General features: G+C 40.2%; 9 protein-coding genes. 8 read left to right on the top strand and 1 reads right to left on the bottom strand.

Going from position 1 to position 16,115, the window contains the following annotated elements:
• Positions 1 to 10 precede the first annotated feature (10 nt).
• The 8 genes from lpxC to F542_RS08085 all read left to right on the top strand — a co-directional run bounded on the left by lpxC (position 11) and on the right by F542_RS08085 (position 14,573).
• Positions 11 to 931 (top strand): UDP-3-O-acyl-N-acetylglucosamine deacetylase, encoded by a 921-nt coding sequence (gene lpxC / locus F542_RS08120; RefSeq protein WP_025267265.1) that lies wholly within the window; start codon positions 11 to 13, stop codon positions 929 to 931.
• 201 nt (positions 932 to 1,132) lie between these two features.
• Positions 1,133 to 3,403, top strand: coding sequence for a 5-methyltetrahydropteroyltriglutamate--homocysteine S-methyltransferase (gene metE, locus F542_RS08115; protein ID WP_025267264.1), 2,271 nt, complete (start codon positions 1,133 to 1,135; stop codon positions 3,401 to 3,403).
• Positions 3,404 to 3,555: 152 nt separating this feature from the next.
• Positions 3,556 to 5,016, top strand: a complete 1,461-nt coding sequence (locus tag F542_RS08110) for a porin family protein (protein ID WP_025267263.1) — start codon at positions 3,556 to 3,558, stop codon at positions 5,014 to 5,016.
• A 50-nt stretch (positions 5,017 to 5,066) separates the two neighbouring features.
• On the top strand, positions 5,067 to 6,083 hold the full coding sequence (locus tag F542_RS10785) for a hypothetical protein (protein ID WP_025267262.1): 1,017 nt from the start codon (positions 5,067 to 5,069) through the stop codon (positions 6,081 to 6,083).
• 31 nt (positions 6,084 to 6,114) lie between these two features.
• On the top strand, positions 6,115 to 7,404 hold the full coding sequence (locus F542_RS08100) for a HupA family protein (RefSeq protein WP_025267261.1): 1,290 nt from the start codon (positions 6,115 to 6,117) through the stop codon (positions 7,402 to 7,404).
• Positions 7,405 to 7,464: 60 nt separating this feature from the next.
• The gene (locus tag F542_RS08095) at positions 7,465 to 10,032 is read left to right on the top strand and encodes a TonB-dependent receptor plug domain-containing protein (protein ID WP_025267260.1); all 2,568 of its coding nucleotides are present in this window, start codon (positions 7,465 to 7,467) and stop codon (positions 10,030 to 10,032) included.
• A 108-nt stretch (positions 10,033 to 10,140) separates the two neighbouring features.
• Positions 10,141 to 12,879, top strand: coding sequence for a M16 family metallopeptidase (locus F542_RS08090; RefSeq protein ID WP_015431986.1), 2,739 nt, complete (start codon positions 10,141 to 10,143; stop codon positions 12,877 to 12,879).
• Positions 12,880 to 12,887: 8 nt separating this feature from the next.
• Complete coding sequence (locus tag F542_RS08085) at positions 12,888 to 14,573, top strand: ABC transporter ATP-binding protein/permease (RefSeq protein WP_015431988.1); 1,686 nt, start codon at positions 12,888 to 12,890, stop codon at positions 14,571 to 14,573.
• 82 nt (positions 14,574 to 14,655) lie between these two features.
• On the opposite strand, the gene trhP is transcribed toward F542_RS08085, so the two are convergent.
• The gene (gene trhP, locus F542_RS08080) at positions 14,656 to 16,041 is read right to left on the bottom strand and encodes a prephenate-dependent tRNA uridine(34) hydroxylase TrhP (RefSeq protein ID WP_015431989.1); all 1,386 of its coding nucleotides are present in this window, start codon (positions 16,039 to 16,041) and stop codon (positions 14,656 to 14,658) included.
• Positions 16,042 to 16,115 lie beyond the last annotated feature (74 nt).

The raw sequence follows: 16,115 nt of genomic DNA, 5'->3' as shown, positions 1-16,115 counted from the left end.
GGTAAACGATATGATTAAGCAAAGAACGCTAAAACAGGCAGCCAAAGTGACAGGTATTGGTTTGCACAGCGGGAAAAAAGTGACTTTAACTCTGCGTCCAGCACCGGCTAACACAGGGATTATTTATGCACGTACAGATTTAGATCCTGTCGTTTACTTTCCCGCAAGTGCTGATGCAATTCGAGATACAACACTTTGCACGTGTATGATTAATGATGAGGGTGTGCGTATTTCTACGGTTGAGCATCTGAATGCAGCAATGTCTGCACTTGGCTTAGATAATGTGATTGTTGAAGTTGATGCACCCGAAATTCCGATTATGGACGGTAGTGCAAGCCCATTTATCTATTTACTCTTAGATGCAGGTATTGAAGAGCAAAATGCACCGAAGAAATTTATTCGTATTAAAGAAAATGTACGAGTAGAAGAAGGGGATAAATGGGCAGAGTTTAAGCCATATTCAAAAGGTTTAAAACTTGATTTTACCATTGACTTTACGCATCCAATGATTACAAGTGAAGTACGTAATTATAAAATGGAATTCTCTGCCCAGAATTTTATTCAAAATTTGAGTCGAGCTAGAACTTTTACCTTTATGCGAGATGTCGAATATCTCCAATCAATAGGCTTAGCATTAGGTGGTAGTTTGGATAATGCGATTGTATTAGACGAATATCGCATCTTAAATGAAGAAGGCTTACGCTTTAAGGATGAACTTGTTAAGCATAAAATGCTGGACGCTATTGGTGATCTCTATATGTGTGGTTATAACATTCTCGGTGATTTCAAAGCGTATAAGTCTGGACATGGTCTGAATAATAAATTACTAAGAGCGGTATTAGCTAACGAAAACGCATGGGAATTTGTCACCTTTGAAGATAAAGAGCAGGTACCTCAAGGTTACCAAGTCAGTGAACAAATCTTTATTTAATTAAAAGGTATTAAATTAAGGCTGAATACATTGAACTGTATTCAGCTTTTTTTTCGGTTTTTTATGTGTGTGAAATAAATTCATGTTTATTTTGAAAATTATGAATTTGCATAATGTTGAGAAATCTTGGAATATGGAATCAAGTTATTTAGACATATAGACGTCTAAAATTAGATTTTAAATTTAAAGCAGGAGTACAACATGACAATTTCTCATATTCTAGGTTTCCCTCGTGTCGGTGCAAAACGTGAACTAAAATTTGCAGAAGAACGCTATTGGCGTGGTGAAATTGCTGAGCAAGACTTATTAGACTTAGCGAAAGCTTTCAGAGAGAAGAACTGGCAGCATCAAACGAGCAGTAATGTGGATTTTGTTGCAGTAGGCGATTTTACTTTCTACGACCATATTTTAGATCTACAAGTTGCCACAGGAGCAATTCCTACCCGCTTCGGGTTTGATAGCCAAAATTTAACGCTTGCACAGTATTTTGAACTTGCTCGTGGTAATAAAACGCAATTTGCGATTGAGATGACCAAATGGTTTGATACCAACTATCATTATCTTGTGCCAGAATTTCATAAAAATACGACGTTTAAAGCCAATCCAGCCCATTATGTAAACCAAATTCGTGAAGCCAAAGTGAGTGGACACAATCCAAAACCAGTGATTGTTGGGCCCCTTACTTTCTTGTGGCTAGGCAAAGAGAAAGGTGAGATATTCAACCGCCTTGAATTATTAGACCGTCTTGTTGCAGTTTATCGTGAAATTTTGACCGCTTGTGCTGCAGAAGGGGTAGAGTGGATTCAAATTGATGAGCCAGCATTAGCTTTGGATTTACCAAACGAATGGATTGCCGCATACAAAACGGTTTATGCTGAATTAAGCCAAGTCTCTGCCAAAATTTTACTTGCAACTTATTTTGGTTCCGTTGCACAACACGCTGAATTATTAAAATCACTGCCTGTTGATGGTCTACACCTTGATTTAATCCGTGCGCCAGAACAGCTGGCTGCATTTAGTGATTATCGTAATGTGCTTTCTGTTGGTGTGATCGATGGACGTAATATTTGGCGGGCAGACTTAAATAAGCAGCTAGCATTGCTTGAACCATTAAAAGCGAAGTTAGGTGAACGTTTATGGATTGCGCCAAGTTGTTCCTTGTTGCACACACCTTTCGATCTGAGTGTTGAAACCCAGTTAAAAGAGAAAAAACCGAATCTTTATCAATGGCTCTCTTTTACCTTGCAAAAAGTGGACGAGCTCAATGTGTTGAAACAGGCATTAAATCATGGTCGAAATGTGGTTCAATCGGCGCTTGATGAAAGCCAAGCCGCAGCAGATACACGAGCAAATTCAACAGAGATTCATCGTCCTGAAGTTGCGGAACGTTTAGCCAATTTGCCAAAAGATGCTGATCAACGAAAATCGCCGTTTAGCGAACGTATTGTAAAACAAAATGCGTGGTTAAATTTGCCGTTATTGCCAACAACTAATATCGGTTCATTCCCACAAACTGCTGAAATCCGACATGCTCGAGCTCGTTTCAAAAAAGGGGAGTTAAGTCTTGAAGATTATGAAGGCGCAATGAGAAAAGAGATCGAATATGTGATACGTCGCCAAGAAGAATTAGATCTTGATGTATTGGTTCATGGTGAAGCCGAACGTAACGATATGGTGGAATACTTTGGTGAATTGCTAGATGGCTTTGCTTTCACTAAATTTGGCTGGGTGCAAAGTTATGGATCTCGTTGCGTGAAACCGCCTGTGATTTATGGTGATGTGGTACGCCCAGAGCCGATGACCGTACGTTGGTCTCAATATGCTCAAAGCTTAACAAATAAAGTTGTAAAAGGCATGCTCACCGGACCTGTAACGATTTTACAATGGTCATTTGTGCGTAACGATATTCCGCGTGCTATCGTATGTAAGCAGATTGGTGTAGCACTTTCTGATGAAGTATTAGATTTAGAAAAAGCAGGCATTAAAGTGATTCAAATAGATGAGCCTGCGATTCGTGAAGGTTTGCCACTCAAGCGGTCAGATTGGGACAATTATTTGCAATGGGCAGGCGAAGCATTCCGCTTAAGTTATATGGGCGTACAAGACGATACGCAGATTCATACCCACATGTGTTATTCGGAGTTCAACGATATTTTGCCAGCCATTGCAGGGCTTGATGCAGACGTGATTACCATTGAAACGTCTCGTTCAGATATGGAGCTTTTAACTGCCTTTGCCGACTTTAAATATCCGAACGATATTGGACCGGGCGTTTATGATATTCACTCACCGCGAGTACCGACTGCGGCAGAAATTGAACATTTACTGCGTAAGGCATTAAAAGTCGTGCCGAAAGAGCGTTTATGGGTGAATCCAGATTGTGGCTTAAAAACCCGTGGATGGAAAGAGACGATTGAACAGCTTGAAGTAATGATGCAAGTCACGAAAAAATTACGGGCAGAACTAGTATAAAATGAAGTAAACAGTAAGCGGGCAAAAGCCCGCTTTTTTATGGGGCAATAAATAGTTGGTGAATATTTTGAGAATAATTCTTGATTACTACTAAAAAGTCAGTAGAATATCAAAAAATTTTGCTGTAACGATTTAGCTGCTTGATTTTTGCTATGGCTTTTCATAAGAACTATTTTTTTTCTGTACTATTTTTTATCCCTTTTCCTATCGCTGCGGAAAGTTTTTCTGCCTCTTTTTCTGTTCCTGAAACAAATCCTGTTTTGTCTGATATTAAATTGCCTGAAACTGTTTTAATTGAAAGACGTTCAGTGGAACCGGCGCAAAATATTGAATTGGATGCGCATTTGCAAAAATTAAAGCAAGATCAAGCATTGACAGAAAAGGTTTTAAATTACCTATTACCTAAAGGGAGCGCTCAAACAATTCAATTGGTATTAGATGTGTACCGCTCCTTTGCACATCCCGATCAGTTATTGATCGCACGAGCAGAAACAAGAATTGCAGAAAGAAATGGCGATCATCAACAGGCAATGTCTCGTTATCAGCAAATTCTTGCCAAATATCCTGATTTTACGCCTATTCGAATTCAATACGCCCAAGGTTTAATGTCTACTCTTCGACATAAAGAGGCACAAACTGAATTTCAGAAAATTTTGTCAAGTCCTGATTTACCACCAGATTTAGCCGCTTTAATTCGACATTATCAGCAGGCAGTTAAGTATCGAGATCGTTGGAAATTCTCAGCGGCAGCAAATTATGTGCGTGAACGTAATGTAAACAATGCGTCAAGTGCAAGCCAAATTGAGAATACAGGGTTTGTGAAAAATAGCTCAATGCTGCCGCAAACGGCACACGGTATAAATTACTATGTTGCAGCAGAGAAAGATTTTAATTTCTATAAAGCGCATTATCTCCACTTTCAAAGTTACTTGAGTGGAGTGAGTTATTGGGATAATCACGACTACGATGAAATGACATCTCGTACTTATTTTGGGTATATCCATAAATGGGCAACAAAGCGTTTGAGTTTTTTGCCTTTCTATGAACGTCACTGGTATGCCAATCATCGTTATAAAAATATCACTGGAGCAAGAATCAGCTTTAATCAGTGGCTGACGCCTAAATTGCAATTAGCACTATCTACAGAATATGGAAAATCTCGTTACTATGATCATCGTGATTTAAACGGGAACGGTAAATTTGTCTCTCTTGCTTTACATTGGTTTCCTACGCAACTACGTCATTTTTCAGTAGGAAGTGATTTCTATCGAGAAAATACTGCGTTACGCAATTATAGCTACGATTTAAAAACAGTTCGTCTAGGTTGGACAGAAGAATGGGGAAAACAGATTGTCAGCCGACTTAACTACAGTTTTAGCGAACGTCATTATAAAGATAATCTGATTTTAGGACGAGGTTTCCGTTTTTCTCGTCCCCGTATCGACCGTATTTATCAAGTCAATGCTACGGTATGGAAAAAAGATTGGGCATTGCCTGTTTTTGAGATTGTGCCGAAATTGCAATTTCGCTGGAAAAAACAACGTAGCACATTTCCAAGTTTATACAATTATACCGACCGTAGTTTAAATCTATTAATCGAAAAAAGTTTTTAAGCGGTCGATTTTTCCAATATTTTTACCAAAATTTTATCTTGAGAGGTTTTATGAAAAGACAGTTTGTCAATGGTGCAATGGCACTCTTAATCGCATTAGGTGTATCGGCATGTTCTGTGAATGCTGGCAGTGGTAGTCAAGGTGATCCTGTTATTCGAGCAACGAGTAGTGCAACAAATACAAACACTAATGAGAATTCGGATACCGAAACGAGTGAAGATAATACATTAGTAGAAGAGCGTGCGGAAAGTACAACGGAGAGTTCATCAACAGAGGGCAGCTCGAAAGATACGACTACAGATGAGCCCAGCCATACAACTACGGAAAATGTTGTAGATAATATCGACAATGAAGACGATGAATCGGAATTAATTGCGATTGGTGGGGTTGGCGTAATGGGTAGTCAGGCAGAGAAATACTTAACTTCTTTAAGTGCACAGGATGAACTTTTTGCCTCAATCAACAAAATGGAGAATGTTGCTACTGGCAGTTGCTCAAATTCAGCTGCTTCTGGTTCAAAATGTGCCGTAGCGAATGCTCAAGAAGGTGATATTCTCGCTGTTTATACGCTAAAAGATAACGCAGCTCAAACACTGGCTGGCTATGCGGTTATTCGTGAAGCTTATACTAGCCGTGAAAATCCAACCAATAGCTATATCACGTTATTATCTGTCCCAACCACGGAAAAGTCAGCCGTGGTTAATGCGACTTATACGGGGAAAGCTTCACTTTCTTATAACAATAGTGCTGCTATCAATACGATGGAGTTTGAAATGACAGCAAGCAATGACACAGTAAGTGGCAAAATTTATACGATAGCAAATACAGGTAAAGAATCTGTCCGTGTTACGCTCAACAGTGGCGATATTAATGTGACTAACGGATTAGTTGGGTTTAATGGTACAACAACCTTTAATAAAACAGCATATGCTGATTTGGCTGATGTAGAAGGTGTTTATCAGGGTTGGTTTGTTGGTGAAAATGCAGAAGGTGTGATCGGCACTATTCATACTAAGAATCAGACTACTTCAGGCGTGCTTCAAGGTGCATTTGCAGGGACAAAATAACGATTTATTTAACATATAAGGAAAATAAAAAATGAAAAAAACTGTCACGAATACTGCTATTGCTCTGCTACTTTCTTTAGGTGTTGCGGCTTGTGGCTCTCGACATAAAGAGACTATTGTGAACACGACACCGAATACATCAGCGGCAGAGCTATCTATCGTAAAACAGCAATTGGCAGATGCTCAACGTGCGTTAGCTACGGCTGAAACCGCAGCAGCTGAAGCCAAAGAGGCTCAAACAACCGTAGAAAACACATTACAAGCGGTACAAATTGAGGCAGAAACGGCAAAATCTACAGCAGCGGTGGCACAAACCCAGCTGACAGCCGCACAGCAAGAGATTGAGAATTTAAAAGCACGGCTTGCGAGCAGTTCCGATTCTACAGAAGTTGAGGCGCTTAAAGCAGCACTTGCAGCGGCAGAGCAGAAAGCTGCTCAAGCAGAAACCGAGCTTGTGAGTGCGAATTCCGCACTAGAAAAAGCCAATAGTGAGCTTGCTGCAACAGAAAGTCAATTAGCCAACTATGTTGCAAAAGAGAAAGTTGCTGGCGATAAAATTGCTTCAGATTTGACAGCTGGTGGTTTTGCAGCAGATAGCACCTCTTATACTTACGCATATCTGAACGACGAAGTAAAAAAAGCAGAATTAGCAGAAGTGATTGCAAACGGCACAGCGAGTTGCGGTTCTGCAGCAAGCCCTGTGACTGGTGCAGCTGTTGCGGGGTGTTTAAGATTATCAAATACTGCAGAGGGTACGATTTTATTTACAAAAGAGAATGAATATTCTGCTTATGCTGTTGTGCGTGAAGCCTATGATGCAGATAGTGGTGTGAATATGCCGAAAAATTCTTTTATCGCTCTGGTTAAAACACCAACAACTGATAAAGCTCAGGTATTGGGAGCAACTTATCGTGGTTTAGCAACTTATTCTCAAAGTGCAGGTTTAAATGGCTCTTCTCTTGTGGGTGAGAACATTGCTGCTACGGCAGGAAAATTGAATGTCGTTACTTTAAATGTGGATCAAAATGGGCAAATTAGTGGCGAAATTTGGAATAAAACCAGTGCGAAAGAAGAGAATCATTACCGTACGGTTGAACTAAAGGCGGCAGATGTCTTAGTCAGCAACAGTGGTATCGTGTTTGAAGGTGAGGCCGCCATTAATGAAAAAATGCTCAAGACAGGGACTCCGTTAGAAGGAACTTATAAAGGTGCATTTGCAGGGAATGAAGGTCAAGAAGTAGTGGGAACATTCCAAACAAACTCGCTTGAAACAAATTATGTGCAAGGTGCATTTAGTGCAACCAAAGATAGTGCAGAGTAATGGAATAGATGGGCATGTGGGAGAGCTCTCCCACTTTTATAGGATTAGGGAAGTAAGGTTATGCAGAAAACAAAAATTGCACTTTTTGTTTCCACATTAATGCTACCATCAATGATGGCGTGGGCAGAAGAAATACAGAGCGAGACAGAAGATTTCACTGATGATGTTTTGGTTCTTGATGAAGTGCTGGTTAAAGAGAGCTCATTTAGCCAGCAAATTGGTACACAGCGATTAACCGAAAAAGATATTGCCGCAATGCCTTCAACAAACGGCAACATTACAGATTTGTTGAAAAATAATGTCAATGTACGTTTTTCTAGTGCTGGGGATAATTCAACCAGTGGGGGGGAAATTAAACCGAATGAAGTGTCATTCCACGGTGAACAGTATTACAACAATAATTTCATCGTAAATGGCATGTCAAATAATGACAATATTAATCCAGCCGCAGCCAGCTCCCGTTATGCTGATACAGCACCTGCTGGACGAAATGCCTATGATTTACCAGCTGGTGGCACACAATCATTCTGGATTAACAGTAAATTAGTTAAAAGTATTGAGGTTTTTGACAGTAACATTTCGGCAGAACATGGGCGTTTTATGGGGGGGGTGATCGATGTAACCTTGAAAGATCCCGATCTTGAAAAACATGCAGGCATGGTCGGGTATCGTGTAACAAGTGAGCGATTAGCTAAAATGCATGTTGATGATAATAAGCGTTTTGAAGCGGCGACAGCATTAAATATGCAGCCTAAATTTACCAAGCAAAGTTTCGATTTAATGCTTAATCAGCCATTAAGTGATAAGGCTGCCATTCGTTTTAGTTATAGTCGCACAGCATCTGATATTCAGTATTATCATCCGACCTTGCAAACTTACGATATGAATCGTCAGTTATCTGGGACAGGCACTTTTGCGAATATTCAACGCAGAAGTAATGAGAACTTTATGCTCAATGGGATCTATTTACCAGACAATGGCGATTTGTGGCGAGCAGCTATTACTTATGCACCAAATAAATCGAAATACTATAAACAAAATGTCGTTAATGGTGCTTATACCAATGTTGGTGGTGGTTTCCAATTTGATTTGGAATGGGAAAAAACCTTTGAAAAATTCAAAATGAAAACCAAAGCAGGTTATAAACATTCGGGTAATCGGATTGAGCACGAAGAAGATCACTTTTACCGTTATATGGCGGCAGATTATTTGGATTGGATGAGTCAATCAGGTTTTGCAATGTTTGGTGGCTATGGTAAAAACACCTCAACCACCACAGACTATCTTTTAAAACAGAAAGTTGAGTTGAACGAATTTGATACGGGAGCAATCTCGCATCATCTGAAAATAGGCTGGGAAGTCAAAATTACTCAGGCAGAAAATAAGCGTGATAATGATACCCATAGTTACTATTATAAATATGCCAATAATGTCATTTGTAATGGTGCGGAGCAGTGTATTGACTATAGCCAATATGCTTATAATGATCAGATCTTTGAAGCTCGCCATAAAAAAGTGCGAGATGATGCCTATGCGTTTTTTATTGAAGATCGAATGAATTGGAAAAATTTGGAGTTAATTGCAGGGCTGCGTGCAGATTACAACCAATTCTTAGGAAAATTAAATTTCGCTCATCGATTATCGGCTTCTTATGATGTATTTGGTGATGAAAAAACTCGTCTATTTACAGGGTTAAATCGCTATTATGCAAATTCAATGCTCACGAATAAATTGCGTCAAGGAGCAAGTGATACTCTGCGTGTTAGCCGAACATTGAATGAAAATGGTACATTGAGTGAATGGGGTAATGCCAAGTATAGCTATATCAGTCGTTATGATGTATCCAAACTAAAAAATCCCTATTCCGATGAAATTGTTGGCGGGATTGCTCAGGATATCTTTGGTAGCTTGTGGACGCTGAAATGGGTACATCGTAACAGCCGTAAGAGCTTCCGCTCTAGCTACGATGTGAATGATGCGGGGCAAAGTATTCGAGTTTACAATAATAGCGGTTGGTCGAAGAGTGATAGCTATTCTGTAGAAGTGAAGCCTAAAAATAGTGAACATGATTTTGGCATTGCGAAGTTAAAATATACGATTGGTTTTAGTTATCAACGTAGTAAAAGAAATTACAACTATACCGAGACGGATGATTCGACTTATGAATATATGATCTACAATGATCGGTTAGTGCCGGCATTGGGCGGGGCAAAACCAAATGATTTTGCTAACCCATGGACAGTAAATGCGACGATAACCACAGAATTTCCGAAGATTCGTTTAACTTGGGGACAAAGTATTCGCTTTGTTGCTGGGCGTAAATATATCTATACAGAGAATGGCAGTGGTATTCAATGTAATGGCTCATCAACTATCGCTGCTTACCGAGAAGCTTGTGGGGATTATGTTGGGCAGGTACAAGTCTACAAAGATGCCTATGAAGGTAGCCACCTATTATGGGATTGGAAATTCTCTTATCAACAACCGACTATCAAAGGACAATATATCCAATTAGATGTGGATATTAATAATGTCTTAAACCGCCGTGCGGTGGCAAAATCGGCAGGGGGAAATACCGTCTATAAAATGGGACGTAATTACTATTTGGGTGCAAGCTACAACTGGTAATATTCACTAACTATACAAGCGGTCGAGTTTTGCAAAAAATCTGCAAAATTCGACCGCTTGCATTTAAAGGATAGAAAAACAGTCATTTGATATTGATAGGAAAAAATAATGCAAAAATTTTGGGCAATTTTTTGCCTTTTTTTCATAAACCTAGCACAAGCAGAAGTTAGCCAGCCAGTGCAAGGAAAGCTAGAAAACGGTTTACGTTACACCATTTTGCCGTTGCACGAAGACAAAGGGCGAATTGAAATTCGAATGAAAGTCTATGCAGGATCGGTTGATGAAACGGACGAGCAAGCTGGTGTTGCCCATATGGTGGAGCATCTGGTTTTTCGTGGCACACACAAATACCCAAATGGCTTAATGCCCTATTTACACGAGCAAAAATGGGTTCGGGGGCGTAACTATAATGCGGTAACGAGTAATGACAGTACAACCTATATGCTCACGCCGCCTAAAGCATCAGATTTAGATCAGAGCTTAGATGTGCTATCTCAAATGCTCTTTTTTGCGACGATGAGCCAGCAGGATCTTGATGATGAACGTAAAGTCATTTTAGAAGAGTGGCGTGCTGGGCAAGGTGTTGGGCAGCGAATGAATCGTGCTAGAACCAATGTCGTGCGAATGGATTCTCGTTATACTCGCCACCCTGTTATTGGCACGCAAGAAAGTATTCAAACGATGCCAGCAGAACAGCTGCAACAATTTTATCGAGCCTGGTATGCTCCGAATAATATGCAGCTATTGATCGTGGGGGATACCCGTGTGGAAGTGGCTGAAAAGTTGATTAAGCAGTATTTCGAGGCAATACCAACCAGTGAAGTAGCCACTCGGGATTATTTAGAACCCAAGTTAAGCAACGCATTACGCACAGTGCAAATTCAAGATGAACAGAGCGGTGTGAGCCAAATTGCCTATATTTTACGCTTTGACGAAAGTCGGCTACGCCAACAAACGGATGAAGGACGTTATGCTCGGTTACTCGACCGCTTGGCTGTGGCAACGGTGGCTCAACGTTTGCGTAATGAGCAGGAAACCTTGCCTAGCGGCATTCGAAGTATTGTATTGCGTAAATCGGATATTGGGCAAAATACTGTTGCATTAGCCATATTTGCTGGCGTGGATGAACAATCGCATCAGCAAGGCTTGCAACAAATTTTTATGGAAATTGAACGTTTAAGCCGTTTTCCGATCACGCAAGCAGAATTAGATCGGCAAAAAGAGAAAATTCAAGCACAAATTGAGCGAGCGAAAATGCATAAGAGTGATCGTGATTTTAGCGGTTGGGTTCAGGCAATGGTCAATAGTGTGCTAATGGAGCAACCCTATTTAAGTCAGCCTGAAATTGCGGCACGAACTGAGCCAATGTTGCATCAAATTACTGTTGAAGCATTAAATCAACATATTCAAAGCTGGTTTGCTCAACAGGATCGCATTGTGCAATATCAAGCACCACGTCTTACGCATATTGAGCCAATCACGGCGGATTTGGTAAAAAATTGGCAAAAACAGACCGCTTTACAGCCCATTTCTGCACCAACGGCAGAAAAAATGGTTGAGCCAATGGCATTAGAAAAGGTTCAGCACCAAGGTAAAATTCTCACCCAACAGCATTTTTCAGCAGAAAATGTGTACTATTTTACCCTCTCAAATGGTGATCGCGTGGTATGGCTAAAATCGCCAACCGCCAAAGAAAAAAGCTACTTTGAAGCTCGTAGTCAAGCCGGCTTTAAAGCGAAAAATCTTGGGCAGTGGCAAAGCCAAATTGCGGTACAGTTAATTGCTCAAAATGCTCCGCTTGATTGGGAAATTGAGCAGTTAAATCGTTGGAAAGCCTTGAAAAAGGTGAATTTAAATCTTAGCCAAACAGCCGATGAATTAGTTTATAGTGGTACGGTTGATAATGCCCATTTGGCGGATCTATTACGTCTTTATTACGCTTATCAGCAAGAAACACAAATTAAAGCAGGTGTTGATGAAACAAAAGAAGCGATCGCTGCAAGCATCGATCTCGCACAAGCAGAGAGTATGGAGAATCAGCGGCTAAAAGCACTCAATACGTTGCGTTTTGGGCGTGAGCAAACTGACATTTTGCCAGATAAAACAGGGCTGGCAAATTTATCCGAAAATGAGCTTAACCATCTTTGGCAAAAGATAAAAAATGCACCGACTACCTATTATTTTGTGAATGATTTAACTGAAGCTCAAATGGAGACCTTAATTTCTCAATATCTTGCTGGAATTCCACGCCTGCAGGCATTGGAAATGGAAGATTTGTTACCTATCGCAGGGCGTGAGATGATGCGTTTTTCGATGAATCTTGAGCCAAAAGATAATGTGCAGATGTGGTTTTTTAGCGAACATCAATGGCAGGGAAAAGATGCGGTATTGGTCTCTTTATTGCGTTCTATCGTTGCTAATAAACTTAAACTGGTTTTACGAGATGAACATTTAGGCATTTATAGCTTACGTTTCGAGAGTAGCTTAAATCCGAACTCACAGCGGATTGAAAGCCAGTTAAGCTTTAGTGCTTCACCCGAAAAGAGTGAAAAAATGGTGGAATTAGCCGAAGACGTTCTGAAAAAGGTTGCCAAGCAAATTAAGGAAGAAGAAGTACAGACGGCAAAGGCCCAATTCTTACAGAGTGAAAAAGAGCGGTTAAAATCACCACACGCTTGGTTGAATCGTTTGATTTTAAGCGATAAACAGTATCATTCACCTCGTTATTTGGGCGAAGTGGAACAGCTAGCAGAAGCAATCACGCTGAAAAGCATTCAGCAAATGGCTGATAAACTTTATAATGAAAATAATCTGAAAGTGTTTATTACCACACAAAAACAAAAATAAGGAAAGCAATGCGAAATTTTTTTAAAGCGCTTTGGGAGCTATGTAAGCCATTTTGGGGAACAAAACAGAATTGGCTGGCGTGGCTCATTTTTATTACCGTCATTTTAATTGGCTCAGGAATTACTTATCTCAATGTGAGAATTAATGACTGGCAAAAAGTTTTTTATGATGTGCTGGCAGAGCTTAAAACCGATCAAATTGTGCCATTGATGATGGAATACGGTATTTACATCGGCATTTTCGTGATCATTAATGTTTATCGTACTTGGTTACGCAAATTATTGATTATTCGTTGGCGAGAGGCGATGACCGAGCAGTTTATTGATAAATGGCTTTCTAAACAGATTTTCTATAAGCTGGCTCATCGCAAAAAAATGGATAACCCCGATCAACGTATCGCTGAGGATATTCGAATTTTTATTGAATACAGCATTGAACTCACGGTTTCGTTACTGTTTAACGTTATTCAGCTTTTCTCATTCTTGATGGTATTGTGGCGATTATCCGGAAAACCTGAATTTACTCTTTTTGGAGAAACCTTTGTGATTGAGGGGTATCTCGTTTGGGTTGCTTTAATTTATGCTGTTGTTGGTACGGTGCTTACCCACTTAATCGGGCGAAAATTACACGGTTTAAACTATCAACAACAAGTTTATGAAGCAAACTTTCGGAGTAGTTTGATTCGTAAACAGGATAATGCCGAGCAAATTGCATTGTATAAGGGTGAGAAAACAGAAAAGGCGACACTTGGACGTGAATTTGCTGAAATTGTACGAAATTGGCGTATGCTGATGGATAAAGAACGTAATCTCGGTTTTTTTACTGTTGGCTATAGCCGTTTCTCCATTTTATTACCTACCTTGCTCTCAATCCCACTTCTGATAGCAAAAATTGTTACCATTGGGGGCTTAATGCAGATTCGTACCGCTTTCCAAGTGGTACTCAATTCCTTTAGTTGGTTTATTTATGCTTATTCATCTATTCCAAAGTGGACATCAGCAGTAGTGCGTTTAAACCAATTAAAGCAAGAAATAGATGCACTAGAGAATGCCGTGAAAATGGAGATTGCTGAAACAGATAAGGCCATTGATACCGAAAAACTGGCGATTTTTACGCCCGAAAATAACCGTTTATTGCATGATATTTCACTCTCTATTGAGCAAAATAAATGGATCTATCTTAAAGGGCAAAGTGGATTGGGCAAATCAACGCTACTTCGCGTGCTTAGCGGTATTTGGGATTATTATGATGGACAGTACCGTTTACCGAATCAGAAATCATTACTCATTCCACAGCGTAGCTATTTAAATCGAGGCACATTGGCTGATGTATTAAGCTATCCTGATAGTGGTATTTATACCGAACAGCAACTCAATAATGTACTTGAAAAAGTAGGAATGACTCGTTGGGTAGGCTATCTTGACCAAGAACAGAATTGGGCCGCGGTTTTCTCGGGGGGAGAACAGCAGCGTATTGCTTTCGCACGCATTTTGCTCAGCAAGCCAAGTTTACTCTATTTAGATGAAGTTACATCTAGCTTAGATATGCATTCAGCTGGGGAGTTAATGCAATTATTGAAAGATGAATTGCCTGAAAGTACGGTGATTTTTATCTCTCATCAACAAGGTATAGCGCGTTTTGCAGATATAGAAGTGGATTTAACCCAGTTTAAATCGACTAACCAAGCGGTCTAAAATGCATAAAAAAATGCAAAACAAAAGGCATTGGGTTTCCAATGCCTTTCTTTTGTAAAAAAATGAGAAAATTGACCGCTTGTTAAGCTTTATGTGGGTTACGAGTATTCACGCCTTCCAAATTCCGCATTAATAACGCAAAATCCAGCTCCACGTCAGCAGGCACATCTAAGAAAACAAAATGCCCATCACCAAGTGCTGCTTCTACATTTTCATTTTTGCGATTTTGCATACGCTCGATTTTAAAGACGATATTGCCTTTTGGGGTCATCATTTCAACGGAATCGCCGAGCAAGAATTTATTTTTCACTGCCACTTCTGCCATTCCTTGCGCATTGCGTTTACCTGTAAATTCCCCGACAAACTGTTGGCGCTCGGAAATGGAATAGCCGTAGTCGTAATTTTGATATTCATCGTGAGTATGGCGGCGTAAGAAACCTTCGGTATAACCACGATGTGCAAGGCTTTCAAGGGTATCCATCAAACTTTCATCAAAAGGCTTGCCAGCTGCGGCATCATCAATCGCTTTACGGTAAACCTGTGCGGTTCTTGCACAGTAGTAAAACGATTTGGTACGACCTTCAATTTTAAGTGAATGTACACCAATTTTAGTCAGCTGCTCTACATGTTGTACCGCTCGTAAATCTTTGGAGTTCATAAAATAGGTGCCGTGTTCATCTTCAAAAGCGGTCATTTGCTCATCGGGGCGATTTGGCTCAGTATAGAGGAAAACTTTATCGGTCGTTTGCCCTTCGCCTAAGGTCGGTTCAACATTTTTGATCGCAATTTCTGGTTGATATTTTTGCACCGTGTCCATTGGCACAATGTTGCCCACTTCATCTGTTGTACCTTCTTCCATTTTATATTCCCAACGGCACGCATTGGTACAAGTACCTTGATTTGGATCTCGTTTATTGATATAGCCTGAAAGCAAGCAACGCCCCGAATATGCCATACACAATGCACCGTGTACGAAAATTTCTAGCTCCATATCTGGCACTTGCGTACGAATTTCCGCAATTTCATCAATAGACAACTCACGAGATAAAATCACACGAGTCAGCCCCATCTGTTTCCAAAATTTTACGGTTGCCCAGTTTACCGCATTGGCTTGCACCGAAAGGTGAATATCCATTTCTGGGAAATGCTCACGCACGAGCATAATTAACCCTGGATCAGACATAATCAGCGCATCGGGTTTCATATCCACTACGACTTGCAAGTCTTTGATAAAGGTTTTGAGCTTAGAATTGTGTGGTGCGATATTCACGACTACATAAAATTTCTTGCCGAGTGCGTGTGCCTCGTCAATGCCGATTTTGATATTAGCGTGATTAAATTCATTGTTGCGAACACGCAATGAATAACGAGGTTGCCCTGCATATACGGCATCTGCCCCATATGCAAAGGCATAACGCATATTTTTTAAGCTACCTGCGGGCGATAAAAGTTCGGGTTTGTTTAACATAAGTTATTCTCTTCTGATGACAAGTCAGTGCTTTCCTAAGGGAATGCATAAAAAAGGCGCTATTTTGCAGAAAT

The organism is Bibersteinia trehalosi USDA-ARS-USMARC-188, assembly GCF_000521725.1.
Lineage (GTDB): Bacteria > Pseudomonadota > Gammaproteobacteria > Enterobacterales > Pasteurellaceae > Bibersteinia > Bibersteinia trehalosi.
Note: the sequence above shows the minus strand (reverse complement) of the source record. Positions and strands in the feature narration are given on the sequence as shown.